This window comes from Chryseobacterium sp. SN22, from assembly GCF_008329705.1.
Lineage (GTDB): Bacteria > Bacteroidota > Bacteroidia > Flavobacteriales > Weeksellaceae > Chryseobacterium.
This window is the reverse complement of record NZ_VTSX01000018.1, coordinates 28,130-45,939: the sequence shown is the minus strand read 5'-3', so window position 1 is coordinate 45,939 and position 17,810 is coordinate 28,130. Positions and strand designations below refer to the sequence as shown.

Annotated in this window: 16 protein-coding genes, 4 tRNA genes and 1 other RNA gene; 6 read left to right on the top strand and 15 right to left on the bottom strand. The window is 41.2% G+C overall.

Features of this window, described 5'->3' with window-relative positions; translation table 11 throughout:
* The first annotated feature begins 239 nt into the window (after positions 1 to 239).
* Positions 240 to 1,733 carry a DUF4394 domain-containing protein gene (locus FY557_RS13300; RefSeq protein WP_149247729.1) on the top strand — a complete coding sequence of 498 codons (1,494 nt, stop codon included), beginning with the start codon at positions 240 to 242 and terminating at the stop codon, positions 1,731 to 1,733.
* A 344-nt stretch (positions 1,734 to 2,077) separates the two neighbouring features.
* Here FY557_RS13300 and FY557_RS13295 read toward each other — a convergent pair whose 3' ends face one another.
* The 11 genes from FY557_RS13295 to rpsU all read right to left on the bottom strand — a co-directional run bounded on the left by FY557_RS13295 (position 2,078) and on the right by rpsU (position 9,088).
* Positions 2,078 to 3,163, bottom strand: coding sequence for an efflux RND transporter periplasmic adaptor subunit (locus tag FY557_RS13295; protein WP_149247728.1), 1,086 nt, complete (start codon positions 3,161 to 3,163; stop codon positions 2,078 to 2,080).
* A 66-nt stretch (positions 3,164 to 3,229) separates the two neighbouring features.
* Complete coding sequence (locus FY557_RS13290; protein WP_185151726.1) at positions 3,230 to 3,478, bottom strand: hypothetical protein; 249 nt, start codon at positions 3,476 to 3,478, stop codon at positions 3,230 to 3,232.
* Between the two features lie 470 nt (positions 3,479 to 3,948).
* The gene (locus FY557_RS13285) at positions 3,949 to 5,313 is read right to left on the bottom strand and encodes an ATP-binding protein (RefSeq protein WP_149247727.1); all 1,365 of its coding nucleotides are present in this window, start codon (positions 5,311 to 5,313) and stop codon (positions 3,949 to 3,951) included.
* A 7-nt stretch (positions 5,314 to 5,320) separates the two neighbouring features.
* Positions 5,321 to 6,001 carry a response regulator transcription factor gene (locus FY557_RS13280; RefSeq protein WP_149247726.1) on the bottom strand — a complete coding sequence of 227 codons (681 nt, stop codon included), beginning with the start codon at positions 5,999 to 6,001 and terminating at the stop codon, positions 5,321 to 5,323.
* A gap of 1,082 nt (positions 6,002 to 7,083) precedes the next feature.
* Positions 7,084 to 7,155 (bottom strand) — tRNA-Thr (locus FY557_RS13275).
* Positions 7,156 to 7,194: 39 nt separating this feature from the next.
* Positions 7,195 to 7,267 (bottom strand) — tRNA-Gly (locus FY557_RS13270).
* An 85-nt stretch (positions 7,268 to 7,352) separates the two neighbouring features.
* Positions 7,353 to 7,433 (bottom strand) — tRNA-Tyr (locus FY557_RS13265).
* 16 nt (positions 7,434 to 7,449) lie between these two features.
* Positions 7,450 to 7,526 (bottom strand) — tRNA-Thr (locus FY557_RS13260).
* A gap of 108 nt (positions 7,527 to 7,634) precedes the next feature.
* The gene (locus tag FY557_RS13255) at positions 7,635 to 7,925 is read right to left on the bottom strand and encodes an HPF/RaiA family ribosome-associated protein (RefSeq protein WP_149247725.1); all 291 of its coding nucleotides are present in this window, start codon (positions 7,923 to 7,925) and stop codon (positions 7,635 to 7,637) included.
* Positions 7,922 to 8,809, bottom strand: coding sequence for a tyrosine-type recombinase/integrase (locus FY557_RS13250; protein WP_149247791.1), 888 nt, complete (start codon positions 8,807 to 8,809; stop codon positions 7,922 to 7,924). The genes FY557_RS13255 and FY557_RS13250 overlap by 4 nt, the downstream gene beginning before the upstream one ends.
* An 81-nt stretch (positions 8,810 to 8,890) precedes the next feature.
* Positions 8,891 to 9,088 carry a 30S ribosomal protein S21 gene (rpsU, locus tag FY557_RS13245; RefSeq protein ID WP_039365233.1) on the bottom strand — a complete coding sequence of 66 codons (198 nt, stop codon included), beginning with the start codon at positions 9,086 to 9,088 and terminating at the stop codon, positions 8,891 to 8,893.
* A gap of 334 nt (positions 9,089 to 9,422) precedes the next feature.
* Between rpsU and ssrA the strand changes: the two genes are divergently transcribed.
* The 3 genes from ssrA to FY557_RS13230 all read left to right on the top strand — a co-directional run bounded on the left by ssrA (position 9,423) and on the right by FY557_RS13230 (position 11,805).
* Positions 9,423 to 9,824: a transfer-messenger RNA gene (gene ssrA, locus FY557_RS13240) on the top strand.
* A 374-nt stretch (positions 9,825 to 10,198) separates the two neighbouring features.
* On the top strand, positions 10,199 to 11,161 hold the full coding sequence (locus FY557_RS13235) for a hypothetical protein (RefSeq protein WP_149247724.1): 963 nt from the start codon (positions 10,199 to 10,201) through the stop codon (positions 11,159 to 11,161).
* Between the two features lie 8 nt (positions 11,162 to 11,169).
* Positions 11,170 to 11,805, top strand: coding sequence for a hypothetical protein (locus FY557_RS13230; protein WP_149247723.1), 636 nt, complete (start codon positions 11,170 to 11,172; stop codon positions 11,803 to 11,805).
* 653 nt (positions 11,806 to 12,458) lie between these two features.
* Here FY557_RS13230 and FY557_RS13225 read toward each other — a convergent pair.
* From FY557_RS13225 to FY557_RS13205, 4 genes are all read right to left on the bottom strand, one after another.
* Positions 12,459 to 13,004: a peptidoglycan-binding protein LysM gene (locus tag FY557_RS13225; RefSeq protein ID WP_149247722.1), complete on the bottom strand. Its 546-nt coding sequence runs from the start codon at positions 13,002 to 13,004 to the stop codon at positions 12,459 to 12,461.
* 400 nt (positions 13,005 to 13,404) lie between these two features.
* The gene (locus FY557_RS13220; protein WP_185151725.1) at positions 13,405 to 14,337 is read right to left on the bottom strand and encodes a helix-turn-helix domain-containing protein; all 933 of its coding nucleotides are present in this window, start codon (positions 14,335 to 14,337) and stop codon (positions 13,405 to 13,407) included.
* A 130-nt stretch (positions 14,338 to 14,467) separates the two neighbouring features.
* On the bottom strand, positions 14,468 to 14,911 hold the full coding sequence (locus FY557_RS13215; RefSeq protein WP_149247720.1) for a nuclear transport factor 2 family protein: 444 nt from the start codon (positions 14,909 to 14,911) through the stop codon (positions 14,468 to 14,470).
* Between the two features lie 582 nt (positions 14,912 to 15,493).
* Positions 15,494 to 15,844, bottom strand: coding sequence for a winged helix-turn-helix transcriptional regulator (locus FY557_RS13205; RefSeq protein ID WP_149247718.1), 351 nt, complete (start codon positions 15,842 to 15,844; stop codon positions 15,494 to 15,496).
* Positions 15,845 to 15,947: 103 nt separating this feature from the next.
* Between FY557_RS13205 and FY557_RS13200 the strand changes: the two genes are divergently transcribed.
* Positions 15,948 to 16,292 (top strand): EthD domain-containing protein, encoded by a 345-nt coding sequence (locus tag FY557_RS13200; protein ID WP_149247717.1) that lies wholly within the window; start codon positions 15,948 to 15,950, stop codon positions 16,290 to 16,292.
* 195 nt (positions 16,293 to 16,487) lie between these two features.
* A complete protein-coding gene (locus tag FY557_RS13195; protein WP_317131788.1) occupies positions 16,488 to 17,600 on the top strand; it encodes an NADH:flavin oxidoreductase/NADH oxidase in 1,113 nt (370 codons plus the stop codon).
* The last annotated feature ends 210 nt before the right edge of the window (positions 17,601 to 17,810 follow it).

Here is a 17,810-nt window from a genome sequence, read left to right as displayed (position 1 = left end):
TTTCAATATTCAAATCCAATAAGTACAAACCTTATTTTTCAATGTATTGAGATTGCAAATTTACACAAATTTCTCAATTGTGAAAATCCTTCACCATCGTTTTGTTTAAATTATAAACTATCTGTTTAATTCTGAATGCGATAAAGTACGAAATTATAACCGTAAAAAATTTTATTCCCGCTAAATCCGCCGTTTCTGTTTTGTCGTAGATAAAGTACGAACTACTTAAAAATAATATTATGAGAAAACGACTACATTTGTGGATGGCAGCCCTGGGCACCGCCGTTTTATTTTCCTGCAACGATTCCGATACCTTGATCGACCCTGTTCTTCCCGCTCAGGGTCCGGACCTTATGGTATACGGACTGACAGCCAATAATGAGCTGGTGGCTTTTAATGCCAGCAACCCAAAGACATTTACTTCCAAAACAGCCGTGTCGGGCGTTGCATCAGGGGAAAAACTGATGAGCATCGACTTCAGGCCGGCTACCGGCGAGCTTTATGCTTTGTCGAGTGCCAGCAAACTGTATATCATCAACCAGTCCAATGCTTCGGCCAGACTGGTAAGCAGTACGGCATTTATCCCTGCTGTTACAGGAGCCGTAGCCTCGATTGACTTCAACCCGGTGGTAGACCGGATCCGTTTGGTAAGCAGCAGCGGACAGAACCTGAGACTGAATCCGGAAACGGGAACTACCGCAGCAACCGATACCAACATCAGCGGTGGTTCTAATCCTTCGATTATGGGAATTGCTTATACGAACAGCAAATCCGGTGCTTCAAGCACGGTTTTATACGACATTGATATGGCTTCAGGGAAACTTTTCAAACAGGACCCTCCCAATAATGGAGCTTTAGTGGAAGTCGGAAGCCTGGGAACCACTTTCACGGGACAGGCCGCTTTTGACATCCGATACGATAATAGCAGCGCTTTACTGGCGGTAAACAATAATCTTCACCTGTTAGACCTCAACAGCGGGAAAGCGACCAGTATCGGAATGCTTCCGCAGCAGGTGATCGACCTGGCTATTCCTACCGAAGCGGTTGCTTATGCGGTAGACGGCTCGAACAACCTCCAGATCTTTAACCCGAACAGCCCGATGCCGGTTTCAAAATCCATGTCCGGGCTTCAGAGCGGCGAAAGTATTTTAGGAATCGATTTCAGGCCGGCGAACGGACAGCTGTATGCCTTAGGTAGCTCCAGCAGGATTTATACGATCAATATTGGAACCGGAGCCGCCACCGCCGTAGGAACCTCTTTCGGTACATTGACAGGTACGGATTTCGGATTTGATTTCAATCCGACGGTTGATAAGATACGGGTAGTAAGCAATACCGGACAAAATTTACGTCTGGACCCGGTTACCGGAGGAATCACGATGGTTGATGGCATCCTGAATCCGGGAAGCCCGATGATCGGGGCAGCGGCTTACACCAATAATATGGCAGGTGCCGCTTCCACTACCCTGTTTGTGATCGACCATAATACCGATAAGCTGTACCAGCAGAACCCGCCGAACAACGGGGTATTGGTAGAAACAGGATCTCTGGGCATCAATATCACCAGCAGCAACGGTTTCGATATCGGCAGTATGAGCCAGAAAGCATATCTGATGGCTACTGTAGGTTCCACAACCAAGCTTTACAGCATCAATACGTCTACCGGGGCGGCAACAGCGGTTTCAGATTTCCCCAATGCGGTAAGAGGGTTTGCCGTGGGATTAGGATTCTAGACTCATAATAATTATTTCAATAGCGGAATCGCGGAGAACTGAGTTTTCCGCGATTCTTTATATAGAAATGTGTTTTCAATCAGGTTGGAAAAGGAAAGCCGGAAGTTTCTTCTGTCAGAACAGGCCGACAGTTTCAAATACCAAATGATTTCTTTACATAATTTTAAGCACAGGCTTTAATTCAAAAATACCTGATCAGCCTTTCTTCTTTTATCTTATTTACATCAATGAAAGAAAAATCACTGATAAAATGTAACCTATAAAGGATTATTAAGCGATTCGCAAGCGAAGGTATAAGTAATTCTTATTAATCTTTAGTTAAAATCTTAATGGCTTAATAGCGTTTAGCTGTTGAGAGAGCGGTAAATCAGCAATTGATTGTTGGTGATCACCTGTTCCCCTTCAGAGAGGCCTTCTGAAACATAGGTGACATCACCCACCTGTTTTAAAACTTTAATTTCTTTCACTTTTACATCCGTCCTGGATTTGTAAACCACCACGAAACTTCTGTTGTTGTCAAAAATCACGGCTTTGGAAGGTACGGCAAGCACCATGGTATTTGCCGAATTCACTACCCTGATGGTCGCTTTACTTTCAGGGATCAGCAGACCGTTCGGGTTATCCAGGACTACCCTCGCCCGAATGGCATTGGTTTCGGGATCGATAATTTTGAAGATTTTATCGATTTTCCCGTCGAATACTTTATCGGGATATGGCAAGGTAGAAACCTGGGTCTTCATGCCGAGGCTGATTTTATCAATATCGGATTCATTCACGTTCATAATGGCCCAGACGTTTGAGGTATTGGCCACATCGAAAATATTATCGCTCCGGTCGCTCCTCAGCTGCATACCCCTATTGATGTTTTTCTGGACGATGTATCCGCTGATCGGGGCGACCACACGGTAGATATTCCCTTTTTTCACATTGTAGACCGTACTTACCGCGCTGGCCCGCTGCACCTGGTCCTGGGTTTTCTCGAGCTGGCTTTTGGTTTCCGGCACATCCCTTTCGGTGTTCAGTTTTCCTTCATACGCCTCCCTGGCAACCCGGAGATTGTTTTGGGCTGCTGCCAAATCCGTCCTGGCATCGCTTACATTTTTCTGAACTTCCGCCAATTCCGTACTCCGGATGGTCGCCAGGACCTGCCCTTTCGTTACGTGGTCCCCCAGCTTGACGTTTACACTCAGGACATTTCCACCGACCAACGGATATACATCAATATAGCTGTTCTTGTCTGCGGAAATTTTTCCGTAGAAATTGTATTGGTCTTCGATGTATTTCTTTTCAACTTTTGCCAGATCGATGGATTTCAGCATGGTGTTGCTCAGCTCGAATCCTTTTTTTGCCTGCGGTTTCGGGTCTGCTTCTTTTTTCGAGCAGGATAAAACAGACAGGATTATCATCAACGGGATTATATACTTTTTCATATTAATAGAAGATTTTCGTTTGTACCAGCTGATTTTAACTGCTCTGGGGACTGTATGATCCGGCTTTCATGTTGCAGGTGATTTCTGCCATTGGGCGTACCACTTGCTGTTGTGGTAGTCCGGCTGGGAAAACCGGAGCCGGGCCAGTTCTTTATTAGATCTGGCAAAGGCAATTTCATTATTGATGTTGTACTGTTCGGTAAGCAGTTGTAAATTGTTCTTTTGAAAAGCTTCTCCGCGTTCCAAAAGCAACATTTTCTGCTGTGCTGCCACAAATGAGGAAATGACAATACACAGCCCTGCGAATTTTTTCATGTTGGTTATTTTACGGTACAAAGGTGTCTTTACGGAATTAAAATGCTCTTAAAGAATCCTTAAAAAAAAATTAAATTTGTCTTAAAGACTTTGTTGAAGCTTTGGATGCCGGAGGCTGGAAGTTTTCCAGCCAACAGCACGACCAGCCGATTATACCATGTGAGTCATGAAAGGCCAGCACCGGTTTTTTATCAGAAACTTCCCGATATGATCTTTCAAAATCTGCCCGAAATAACGGAAAAGGTTTTACCGCAGTGAAGGAAAAGCATTAGGAAATGGTGACGCGACTTACAAGTAAGATGAAAATGGGAATAAACCACAGAGGATCAGGGCCGAAATTTCTTTAGAAGGATTTCAATGTGAAATAATTTTTCATCATGATTATTTAACCCCAAAATAAATAAAAAACATCTGAAGATCAAAATCAGGGCCTGGCCCTACATACGGCACCTTCTACAGTTGGAAAGCCTTTATTTTTTAAAAACCACGCTGAATTTATTCAGTAAATCCGCCGGGGAAGTATACTTTATTTCAGCACCGTGGTATTCCAGGATCCTTTTGACGATCCTCAGACCCAATCCGGAACCGGAGATGTTCTGGGAGCTTTTGCCTCTTTTGAAAGCTTCAAACAATTTAAGCTGTTCCTCTTCAGGAATAGTATTTCCGTGAGAAAGAACATCCACCAGAAAATGCCGGTCGTTTTCAGTAATCAGCACATCCACTTCCATATTGTCGGAGTAGATGGCCGCATTTTTAAAAAGGTTGATGAATACGATATCCAGCAGAGACTGGACTCCTTTTATCGTGAGAAGCGCATCTTCAGAAGTCTCTTCGGAAATCTGGAAATCCATTTTAAGTTTCGGATAGCTCTTTTCCACAGCCTCATAAGATTCGAAAATCACTTCATCGATCCGTACTTCTTCGTAAATGCTCTGGATGTTTTCTTTATCAAATTTAGTTAAAAGCAACAAGGAATTGGTAAGATCCGACAGCTGATAGACATCGCGCTGGATCTGCTGCAGCGAAGAACGGGTTTCAGGGGTATGTTCACCGAATTTAATGAGGTTCTCCAGCTGAAAGGCCATTCTTGTGATCGGGGTGCGGATTTCATGGGAAGCACTGGCGGTAAAATCTTTCTGCGACTGGAATACATCGTCCAGCCTGCCGATCATGGTATTAAAGGATTTCGCCAATACGTCGATCTCGTCATTGGAGTGGCGGACCGGGATCTGTGTGGTCAGCTTGTGGGCCGTCACCTCGGAAATCTCCTGGTTCAGGTCTTCCAGCGGCTTCAGGAACTCGCCCATAAAGTAATAGCTGAAAAAACCGATCAGCAGCGCACTCATTACATAAGCGGTGATCAGGAGGTATTTCAGATAGGCTAATTTAGAGTTGCCGTTGGTATCATAGGCACTGGTGAGAATATAATAATTTTCGCCGTTGATGGTTCTCAGGGCAGCGTAGATTTCAGGAACCGTTTTTTCGGAATAGATGACTTTTTTATCATCAAGCTCTTTGAGGAGCGCATTGTCCCAGGTAACATTCCGGTCCTTGATCGTGCTGTAGATCAGTTCTTTCTGAGAATTAAAGATTAAGATCGTCTCGTTTAAAAGGATGTTATCGGAATTTTCGTTGAAAAATACCGGCGCCTCTTCTTCAAAGTCCTTGGATTTAGCGATGAAATGAGAAGTGAATTCCAGCCGCTGCCGGAACCGCTCCTTGAATTCATCCCGCCGGAAATCGTTAAAGGACATATAGATCACCACCATCACAATACCGAAAAGCAATGAAAAGGCAATGCTGAGACTGAGCGCGATCTTCCTCTTTAAAGACATACTTTTTCTATAACGGGCTTAAATAATACCCGAAACCGGAACGGGTGTGAATCAGTTTCACTTTAAAATCCTTGTCGATTTTCTTTCTCAGGAAATTGATGTATACTTCTACTGTGTTGGTATTCGTATTGAAGTTGTGTTCCCAGACATGTTCCGTGATCTGCTGCTTGGAAACCGTGCGGCCCTGCGCCTCGGCCAGATACACCAAAAGCTGGAATTCCTTTAAGGTGAGGCTGATTTCGTTTCCGCCGCGGTAAACTTTCTGTTCGGTCTTGTTCACAATCAGGTCATCGACCCTGATTAATTCCCGGTCGTTGGTTTCGGAAGGTGCTTTTCTGCGCAGCAGAGAGTTCATGCGCAGCAGCAATTCCTCAAACTGGAAAGGCTTTACCAGGTAATCGTCCGCCAGCCTGGTAAATGCATCTTTTTTGTCCGACAGGTCGCCGTAGGCCGAGATAATAATGATCGGGGTGTTTTTATCGAAAGAACGTACAGTCTGGCAGACATCCAGCCCGCTGATCTTCGGCACATTGATGTCGAGCAGGTACAGGTCGTAGGAGCTGTTTCTGATCTGGCGGAGAAAGGTTTCGCCGTCATAGATTTTATCACACGTAAAATGGTTTGATTCCAGAAACTTACAAAGCTCTGCCGAGAGAATCAGATCGTCTTCCAATAAAAGGATATTCATCGAAAATTATTTTGTACGAATGTAACGAAAATTTTCAGGATGGTAAAGCATGTTTAGATCGGGATCCGGTTTTTTATTGAATTTTAAGGATAATAAAACGGGGGAGGGAGATGCTGGATTCCGGAAGTTTTTCAATATTAAGGCTGACAGCGGATCACATACGAAAGTTGGTGAGAAATAATTAAGTGAAAAAAATACAGAACTTTAACGCAGTCGGAGGCTGTACTTTAAATTAACACTATCGCTGACAACTTTTAGAACTAATCTCGAATAACCGTATTCAGCCTTCAAGGGTTTTAGTAGATCGGATTAAGGCATTGCTACTTCCTATTTTTATAATGAATCCGGCTATTCCGAGTGAAGATTCATATAAAGACTGCCACCCTAGCCCGGATCGCAGCGGTTACCCCACAGTGGTGGCTGGAAGCTAAGGACAGAGTTGGGCCCGGCGATAGCGCGCATTGGAATGTCCCGGCACGAGGAGTATGAGCGGAGAGCCGGAAATAGCTCCTGAAAAAAAAGAATTGCTGTTGAACTATCAATCCGGTAGCCGGATGCCTCAGAATTTCCTGAAACTTATGCCGGTCATTTGTTTAACGCTGTGGCTGCAAAGATTAGGCTCCTTGTCATACGGCTATTTTCAGCTGTAAGACAGTTCGGCAGGCTCAGTATAACCCAGCAAATGACAGCAATGAAAATTAAGAATATTTGACGTTGCTATAGTTAAATGATATAAGTTGAAAGTACTAAAAGAATTTTACATAAGATCTTTTGTGCAATATTGGAAACCAGGACTACGCCAGCAACCTGTAAAGTAAAATCATAAATTTAAAATCTGGAATATATACCGCTATCACTTGCTGAACGAATTGTTTCTCGCTGAGCTTGCCGAGCACCTTTGCGAACGAAAAGTTTATGTAATGTAGATAGACTTGTCCTTTCGCCGGTAATATTAAAATTAAAGGTGTTATAGGATTTCTTCCATCAGGTACTTATTAGTTTGTGCTTACTTCAGATGGCCTTAACTGATTTTCGAATATATGGACATAAAAAAATCCCGAAAGAATCGGGATTAGAATCTGAGCCAACTACGGGACTTGAACCCGTGACCTCTTCCTTACCAAGGAAGCACTCTACCGCTGAGCTAAGTCGGCCTAAACCAAAAAATCACACCGGAAAGCGTGATTTTTTTGAGCGGAAGACGGGGGTCGAACCCGCGACATTCAGCTTGGAAGGCTGACGCTCTACCAACTGAGCTACTTCCGCAATTTTGTTTCCAAAATTATTGGTAACGCTGTGCAAACTTAAGGAAAATCCTTTAACCATGCAACTTTTTTCCTAATATAAAATGTGGGGAGAGCAGGATTCGAACCTACGAAGCCGAAGCAACTGAGTTACAGTCAGTCCCATTTAGCCACTCTGGAATCTCCCCAGCTATTTTATATTAATGGAGCCTCCAGAGGGATTCGAACCCACGACCCCGAGATTACAAATCACGTGCTCTGGCCAGCTGAGCTATGGAGGCATAATTAAAAAGAATTCAAAAGAACGCTGTTCCCTTTTTGCGAGTGCAAATATAGAACGGTTTTTTTGAATTCTCAAATTTTTTAATAACTTTTTTTAACTTTTTTTATTAAGCGGTTTCTTTTTTCTTGATTAAGAGCTTTTTAGCCGCGTCCACGCAGGAATCCAAACTTTCTTCGAAGGTGCTGGTGGTCTTTTTCACTACGATATCGTCTCCCGGAATTGCCAGAATAAGCTCGGCCGTTTTGTTTGCTTTATCCGAGTTGTTCTCTACTTTTAAAATTACTTTGCAATCCTGGATCTTGTCATAAAAAGTTTCCAGCTTGCTTACTTTTTTTTCGATGTGTGATTCTAGTGGTTCGTGTGGAGTTAAACCAATTGATTGTACGGTGATCTTCATAAGTCGTCATTTTTTGAAGCTCTTGGATGAGCCCGATTAAAAACTTTTTTCAATTGTTCGATATTGGCATTCGTATAGACCTGCGTGCTGGCAAGGCTGGAATGTCCCAATATTTTTTTCACTTTGGATATCTCTGCCCCATTGTCCAGAACGTGCGTTGCAAAGCTGTGCCGCAGGATGTGGGGACTTCTTTTCTGTTTGGTTGTTACCAGACTAAGGTACTTATTCACCAGCAGATAAACAAATTTTTCCGTAAGTTTTTTGCCTTTCCTGTTGACAAAAAAGTACGTTTTGTACTCTTCCTGCGGGTTTCTTGTCTGTATGTAACTTTTCAGCAGATCCGATAATTCTCCGGAGATCGGGATGTATCTTTCCTTATTCCCTTTCCCGATAATTTTCAGTTCGTTTCCGCTTAGGTTTACATTTTCAAAAGTCATACCACAAAGCTCCGCTTTCCGTATTCCTGTCTGGTACAGCACTTCGATAACGCATTTATCAAGTACCTCATGGGTTTCCTCAAAAACCTGGTCGCTAAGATTTTGCATCTCCTCTTCCGACATCGGGATCTGCTTTTCCGGGTAGAATTTTAATGACGAAATATTTTCTACCGGCGAAACCCTGATCTCCCCTATTTTCAGGAGGAAAAGGTAAAAGCTGCGGAGCGAAGACAGTTTCCGGTTGATGCTCCTCTTGGAGATTTCCTTCTCGCTGAGATCGACAATGAAGTTCCGGATGATTTTCTTATCGGCCTGGATGAAGTCTTCAGAGCCTTCCGTCCTCAGGTAAAATCCGGAAAAATCCTCGAGATCTCTCCGGTAGCTTGTAATGGTGTGCGGAGAATACCGTTTCTCCAGCTGTAAGTAGTTCAGGAATTTGTCCAGCATCATGAAGTATATAAAAACAAAAATTCACTCTTCAAATATAATCATTTAAAGAGTGAATTCAGTATGTGGGTAAGAAAATTCTTAAGCCTGTTCTTCCTTGCTAAGATTTCTTTGCTTGTGAGCAGCCTTTAATCTTGCTTGTCTTAAAGTTACAGAAGGCTTGATAAACGCTTGTCTTGCTCTTAATTGACGAACAGTTCCTGTTTTATCAAATTTTCTCTTATATTTTTTTAATGCTCTGTCGATGGATTCACCATCTTTTACTGGAATTATTAACATATATTACATCTCATTTTGGATTGCAAAAATAAACATTATTTATGAAACCGCAAAAACTTTCTTTAATAAATTGAAGGTAAATGAGGTAGAAGCTGAGATAAAAGGCCATTGAAATCAGGATTTATTTTAGGAGCGTTGTCTGTTCCCGCACAGATACCTTTGTTTAACTTCAGCAAGCAGAGTCCAGCCCTTTAACCTTAAGAGAAAATAATACCCGGTCTAAAGATTTCACGATCAGGATTAAAGCAGCTCTTAATCAGCCTTATTTAAAAAAGCCATCTCCGTTTCAGGAATATTGGAACAATTTTCGTATCTTTGCTTTCACTTTATTCATGGGGTTGACTGGTTTCGACAGCAAGGTCAATGGGTAAGTAAGCATGCAGAGAACCGTAGCGCGATCTCTCTAATCCCTTGCTACAAAATTTTAACTGGCAACGAAGAGTTCGCTCTTGCAGCTTAATATCGAAGTATAGTAGATCAAGCGTTTTCCCGAAGATTTCAGTAGGGAAGCAAGATGTCCCACAAATGCCCTTTTCTGCGGCGTTTGATCCTGGGATATAGGAATGCAGGAATAAGGCTTTAGACGCTTCGGCTAAAGTTCGAAAATCTCAGAAGATAAGCTGGAAGTTGGGTGTCTGCTCTCTGCCTCCAGTCGAAAACCAATAGCAGAATAAGCATGTAGAAAGCTTATGTATTGCTTGTTTGGACGAGGGTTCGAATCCCTCCAACTCCACTTAAAACCCTGTAAATTACTTATTACAGGGTTTTTTAATTTAAGTACTGATTTAGATGCACCTCTGTTATTGTTAAAGTGCTCATTGCTTTATCAAATATACACCATTTTTGAGATTTAATCTTTGTTGATGCTGTTTCAGGCTTTCCTGAAATTTACAGAATAATGAGGGTTTTTGTCTATTCACTCAACTTTAAAACAGGGCAAAAAAGTATCTTATGGGTTTTACAATCATTATATCAGCCATATAGATGACCAACTTATATAAAAGCTGCATTTTTCTCGTAACAGCAGGGCTTTACAAAATTATAAGGTATGATATTTGAAGCCTGATAACTCTTCAAAATAAAAAATTAACAAGATCATTTAAATTTGAAATGAAAAACGGATTTATTGGGTTCTGGGGCATTTTTATAGGTTACTTCATATTTGTACATCCATGTATTATCTATTATAATACCTATCATACCAGTATTAATACAGAGAACGGAAGGCTGGCGATTTTTTACCTGGGGTTAAGCTTTCTCCTCTGGACCACGGTACTCGGAACGACCTTATGGCTGATTCTTAAAAACGGCATTTTAGCCAAAAAAAATCTTGCATATATAGATCGGCATGGAAGAAGAGTGCAGGCGAGGATTATACAGTCACATATTCTTAAAGAGCACAAAAACTTTATATCCCGTCAGATAACTTTAGAAATGGATAATTTTTCAGGACAGATTATGGGTCATACCATGATGGTAAATGACCGGCGCCCTAAAGAAAACAGGTTTGAGACCGGAAAGAATATCTATCTTAAAGTGGATGCCGAATTTAAGAACAATCCTTATGTGTTACTGGAAGGCTCAACCTCTAAAGTAAATTATGCATTGCTGTTGATATGGCTTGCTTTTACCGGCGGCGTAGTTGCCTACTATCAGTATTCTTATTCTACAGAGAGCGGCGGCCTGGGCTGGCGTTTTCTTGAGCTGTTTCACCCGCTGCTCGTCATTCCAGCCTGTTTCATCCTGTTCACCGGAGTATTTTATCTTATTTTCAGGGTTTTTATTATGGGTAACAATACGGAACGCGAACTTCTCGAACTGAAATTCAAAGGAGAAAAAGCAGTGGCCGAAATTATAACGGTAAAACAAACGGGAACCTATATCAATGAACAGCCCCAGGTAGAATATACTTTAAAATTTACTGATAAGTACGGAAAGACGATTCATGCCGTAAAGAAAGAGATTGTTTCATTATTGGATATCGGCAGCGTCTCAGCTTTAAAGTACAGAGAGATTATGTACCTTCCGGACCGGCCTGAAAAATTCGTTTTTTATGACCAGATCAATAACTAACAAGCTTTATGAAAAAAAATATTTTAATACTGCTACTTCCAGTTTTTCTGACGGGTTGCAAAGATTTCAAGAAAAGTATTGATGATACACTGGCTTCTGCCACACCTGCAGGTGACTCAATAAAAAGCCGTGCTGGTAAATTTCAGGATGCGGATAGCAGCACGGAACCCAGCGTACCTTTCGCTTCCGTGCCGGAGAAGCTGGAACTTGCGGAACGACAGCTGCGTGATCTTCCCCGCTTCCGGGGAAATCCCGTCTATATTTTTGAATATATTCATTTTTATCCCGACGGAAGAATTATTGTCAAAATCCAGACACCTGAAAACCCTGATTTTGTAGATGAATATACCTACGAAGACGGGCAATGGCAGAAGCCTGAACCTGTGGTCCTTTCTAAAAACGATAACGTGAAAGCCAGGTTGGTCAGTCTGGATGAAATTCCTTTCAAAAATGCAAACAATGTCTACAAAGTGCTTGTAGAAAAAGATAAAGAAATAGGAAGCAAAAATGAGAACCAGGTGATTTTTGCAGGCAAAAGAAAGAATAAAATTGTTTGGTCTCCCGGAACGATCAGCAATGAACGTTCACGTTACGATATAGATTACCATGAAAACGGGACCCTGAAATCCTTTGAACAAAAGTAATGGGGTAAACAGGAAATTTCTTAACTGTTTCCTGTACTTTTAAAGGTAGTGTGTTCCCAAATTTCAGGAATGTTAAAAATGCCGTATTGATAACATCAAGCTTAAACCAAACAACATTAGAAACCAAGAGGGTGTTACTAATTATTTTGTAACACCCTCTTGGTTTAATATTTCAAAAGAAATTTATCTTATCGGGAAATAATCGTGTACGTTAATTCTGTTGTGTATACGGCTGGCCTGCAATACAGTTGTCTAAGTAAGCGCCGGCACCTTTGTATTCAACGCTAATTTCATCTATCCCTCCTACTGCTGAAATAACCAATGTTGTTTCGTTAACTGACCACCGGGTGTTCTGTGTATACTGAGCACCTGTAATAAGCTCTGATCCTGCCGTTGCCCTGATCTGAATCGTATTAGCCCGGATGTTTTAACCCCGTTCTGTAAAGCAGCATTGACACTTGTATTTTACCTGAAATCTTCCTGTAATGTTCAAGTGATCAGCATTAACAGAAGATCCCCCTTTACACAGTCATTTTTGGTTACATAGCCTACGTCAACTACTTTCTGAGCGGTATTTACCACAAGGGTCCGGATAGGTTTAATCTGATGTTTAAAGTTACAGCTGTGAGCATTCAGTGAGGTAATAAGGTTTATTACAAAGCAGTCGCAGTATATGTTACGGTCTGCGTGTAGGTTCCGGCCGGTTTCCCTAAAATATCGGAAGATGATGATTTCGCTGCAGGAATCGTGTAGTCCAGGTTCAGGGTTAAGGCGCTTCCAAGCGGAGCATTGGACACTAAAGTCTGATCCGTTGCCGATAAAACAACCGCGCTTTTTGTTCCGCCCATTGTCCCGGAAGCGGCAGCGGCTTTAATGGTCAGAACATTGACAGGGATCAGGTTGGTTCCGTTCATGAAATTGGCACCCCCCGCTTTTACTTTTACATTGAAGTTCTTCGTTGAAGTCACTTTCAAAGAGTTAGCTTTGGTAACGGTTTGATCAGAGTTGTAATCCGCTGCCGTAGCATAGTTGAAGTCAACCGTATTCCCGATGGCCGTACTTCCCGCATCGATCGAGATGACATCATTTAAGGTAATGTTTACCGTTGTAGTAGCAGTCGTATTCTGAGCCTTGGCATTGTTGGTTCCCAAGATGAAGGCTCCGATGGTTAAGGCTGCGATGGCGAATTGTTTTATCATGACCGTATTATTTATTTTTTTTATTCTTATTTGGTTGTCCTCTTTTGACATTACAAATCTACGGCAGCGGTAAAAGTTTCTTTGTAGTGGAACATGGAAGTTCATGTAGTAAAATAACTACGGGATGATTCATTTGGCTTCAAAAGAAAAAGCCCCCAACACTTAGAAGTATTGAGGGCTTTTTGTCGTATAAAATTTGTTTGACTATTGATTTTTATTATAACTAAGCAAGCATCCTTTCTTGAGACTATTTTCATTAAAAAAAGGCTTGCACTGTCTTAAAACAAAATTGTACAATTGAGGACTGAAAATCTAATGAACAGTCTTAATGCGCCGTGCCAAACGATTCTTTTACCGGTATCTTCATTCTAGGCGTGGAAATAAGGCTAAGAAAAAATAATCAGTATTGTAATGGGTGTTTTTTAAATAATTTTTCATTTCTAAACTGGCTCGGTGATATCTGAACCTGTTTTCTGAAAAATGAGCTGAAATGTGCAGGTCCTTCAAAGCCCAAGCTGTACGCAATCTCTGAAATCGCCCATGAACTGTGCTGCAACATAATTTTAGCTTCTTTCAAAATCCTTTCCGCAATCAATTCCGAAGTAGTTTTCAGCAGGGTTTCTTTCACCGATTTGTTGAGATGGTTCACATGAACCGACATCTGATCTGCAAAATCTGAAGCGCTTCGCAAGGCCATCCCATTCATCGTATTGCTGATGGGAAACTGACTTTCGAGTAAATTCATAAAGAGGGAGGTGATTCTCCCGGCTGCATTCGCTTTTTCAATTGCGATCTGTGTTGACGGACGCATTTTCAGAGCGGTAAAAATAAGCTGGAAAATCAGATTTTTCAGCGCATCATCTTTGAAATCAAATTCAGAAGACTGCTCTTTCTGCATTTGTAAGAAAATGCTTTCCAACGTTACTTTTTCTTCTTCAGTCACTTCAAAAACAGGATAGCCATCCGGCCGGAAAAAAGGATATTTTTTCACATTGCCAAAACCTTCGGCAAACGATTCCGTAAAAATACAGCTGTAACCCGTCTGCTCGCCGGAAATAGCTTCCCAATCGTAAGGGATCATCGGATTGGCAAACAGGAGGCCGTGCTTGAGGATCTCAAAGCTTTTATCGGCGTAATGAATCTTGCTGTTACCGGAAACCAGGCATATCTTAAAATAGTTTTTCCTTCGGAAAGAAACAGCCGCATTGCCTTCCATCTGCTTCTGCTTTTCGATGCTCAAAATATTGAAATGCTCCTGATTATCTGACAAATCATAGGTTTTCAGAAAAGGACGGTTAGCATAAAATTCTTCAAGTGTCTCAGGTTTTGCCATGACCATATTTTTGAAATATTTCTTTATTTTTTCGAGCATAACAAATGTAGTATAAATGAATAATAAATCGTCTAAAACAGACGAAAATTAAAGGAAGAGCCATCATCTTTTATGATCATGGCTTCTGTTTTTACTGATTCACAAAATTGCTTAGCGGCGCATTGATGGCTTCCAGAGCGACCATCGGATTCCAGAAATCCACATACTTGAGAATTTCGCCATCATCATTGGTTGTAACCACAGAAATATACCTCTGATTGTAAGGTTTATCGGTACTGACGGCTCTTCCGTTGCTTGTAAATTCGGCAATAACCAAATTTGGACTTTCAGTCGCATGAAAATGCAGATTTTCAAAACTGACCGAAAAATGTTTTGGAAAATTCTGCATGTATTCATACAGTTCTGCTTTTCCTTTTACCAGACCCGGAAAATCTGCAGGTCCATAGGGAAATTCAAGAATTCCGTTTTCATCAAAAAGATCTACCCACTTATCGATCTGCCCTGAAGATAAAAAGTCTAAATGGTTTTTAAATGTTGCTTGTGCCGCATTTCTGATTTGTTCCTGTGTATTCATAACGTTAAGTTTTGTATTGATTTTTTTTAAAAAATTTCTGATACAAAATTAGTTTCAAGACAGCCCCCGAGATTATAAAAAATCAAACGCGAACTTTCAAAAATCAATCCATTTGAAGCTTGAGACTCTCTTTCAAACTTTTCATGAAACCAAAACAATTGTTTTTTGAGATTTACGAAGCTGCTGCTAACGTTCTATTTATCACCACTTATTGCAAATCCTGCCCAACAGTCTTCTTTCTTGCATTAATTATTATATAAATTAAATAGGTTACTATAAAAACCGTCAGAGGAATTTGAAATGCTAAATAATCGAACATTTCAATAGGAACCTGGAGTAACCTGCTAATGATTGGTGATAACATAAGTATGAAACTTAAGATAGTAATATGAGTACTGGTTTTCCACTTAGTTAGGTTTAAAATGATTCCCACAAGTCCAAATATTGCAAACAATTGGTCAATATTTCCGAAATCAAAGGCTGTAAATATCAACCATATTATAAATGGGATTCCACTCATCCATCCTGCCAAAATGATTAATAAATAAGAAATGATCGAAATCCACCGAATAAAATTTTTCATTATTGTTTTCCGGTAAGCGCAACCTCTAAAACGGCCCTGTTACTTTCGCCCCACTTCTCCAGGCTCATGATCAAGGGCAACAGACTTTTCCCAAGAGGTGTTAACTGATATTCAACTTTAGGAATTTTCGTTTCGTATGAACTTTTTGTAATGAAACCATCCTGTAGCAGCTCATCCAATTGCCTGGTCATCACCCTCCGGTCTGCGGATATTTTCTTTTGCAGGGCGCCGGGCCGTATAATGCCTTCTGAGATATAAAACAGCAGCATCAATTTCCATTTTCCACTCAAAAATTCTTTAAATAGATGCAGTCCGCATTCGGTTCTGACAGGAATTTTCTTTTTGTACATAAATCGGTTAATAAATTATAAATATTATCCGCACAAATTTGTGCGTAATTGACTTGCCTCTCATAATACAATAATATTGCATCAGATTATAAATAAAGAAATAATGATCAAATTTACGTTTTTGGTACAGAAGTTACCCGGTATGAGTCTTGAAGAATTTATAGATTACCACAAAAACATACACGCACCTTTATTCTGTTCCATTCCGGAGACAGAGCTTTATGTCAGAAAGTATGTAGTAAACCATCCTATCGTTGCAGAAGGTTTCCCCAAGCCGCTGTATGATGCCGTTGTGGAAATTTCGTTTGATTCGTTTGAGGATTTCAACACCTTCTTCAATTCAGAAAATTATCTAACAAAGGTTCATCCCGATGAGCCCAATTTCTTTGACACGGTAAACTATATTGCAATGGCAAACAAGGAAACTGTCGTTAAAAGCGGTACATAACTGACCGCTTTATTAATAGCGCACATCTGCTATCGGCCAGATGTGCGTTACTCATTGACAAGATAACGAATTAAACCAGAAAATAATTAGCTCGGTCACCCCCTGTTTTCGATTTGAGATGAATGAAAAAAGAATCGGGAAAATACAATAAAAATCTCCGGGAAGCGAGACCTGACGCCTTCAGACCTATAGAAAATGAAAGATCATAATATCCTGCCAAAATTATTTACCCCTTTTAAATTAAAAGATATAGAACTTCGTAACAGGATTGCCGTTCCGCCCATGTGCCAGTACACGGCAACGGACGGTAACCCCAATGACTGGCATATTATCCATTATGCCCAGTTGGCCCGTGGTGGCGCCGGACTTGTCATTGTAGAGGCTACTGCTGTATCTCCGGAAGGGCGGATTACACCCGGATGCCTGGGCATTTGGAACGATGAGCAGATGGCAAATCACAAAAATATAGCCCAGGCCATAAAAAAAGCAGGGGCCGTTCCGGGTATACAGATCGCCCATGCGGGCCGGAAAGCCAGTTCCAATATCCCCTGGGAGGGCGACGACCATATCCCGGATGGAGATGCAAAAAGTTGGCAGACCATTGCCCCGTCGGCTATTCCTTTTGGTGGAAGCCTTCCTAAGATTCCCAAAGAAATGTCAATAGACGATATCCAGCGTGTAAAAGCAGATTTCACGAATGGTGCCCAACGCAGCCTGAAGGCAGGGTATGAGTGGCTTGAACTACATTTTGCCCATGGTTATTTGGCGCAAAGTTATTTTTCATCCCATTCCAATACACGTACGGACGCGTACGGTGGTGACGCAAAGCGGCGCAGCCGGTTTTTATTGGAAATCCTGCAGGCTGTTCGAGATGTTTGGCCTGACCATTTGCCATTAACTGCAAGATTTGGAGTGCTCGAATTTGACGGTAACGATGAGCAGACCATGAAGGAAGCTATTGAATTGATCAAAGAATTTAAAATTATCGGATTGGATCTTTTAAATGTGAGTATAGGATTTACCATTGCAGAAACAAATATTCCTTGGGGACCCGCTTTTATGGCACCGGTTGCTAAACGTATCCGCAAAGAAACCGGGCTTCCTGTGGCCTCGGCATGGGGATTTGGAAAACCCGATTTAGCTGAAAATGCTGTACGGAACGAAAATTTAGATTTGGTAATGATCGGACACGCCCATTTAGCCAACCCCCATTGGACATACCATGCTGCAGTAAAATTAGGGTTGCCTAAACCATCATGGGTAATGCCTACTTCTTATGCTTATTGGTTAGAAAGATATAAAAGTTAAATATTAATACCCTCTTGAAAACCAAACACAAAGGAGAAAGGGCTGAAAAGAAATAATTAAATTTTTCTTTTCACCCTTCTCTCTTCTTTAACCTGTTATAAACAAGCAGTTATTGAAAACAAAATTAGTATCGTTTTTTGAGATTTGATCACTTTAACAAAGATATAAAACAGCTTAATAATTTACTGAAAGTCCGGTGTGATGCATAAA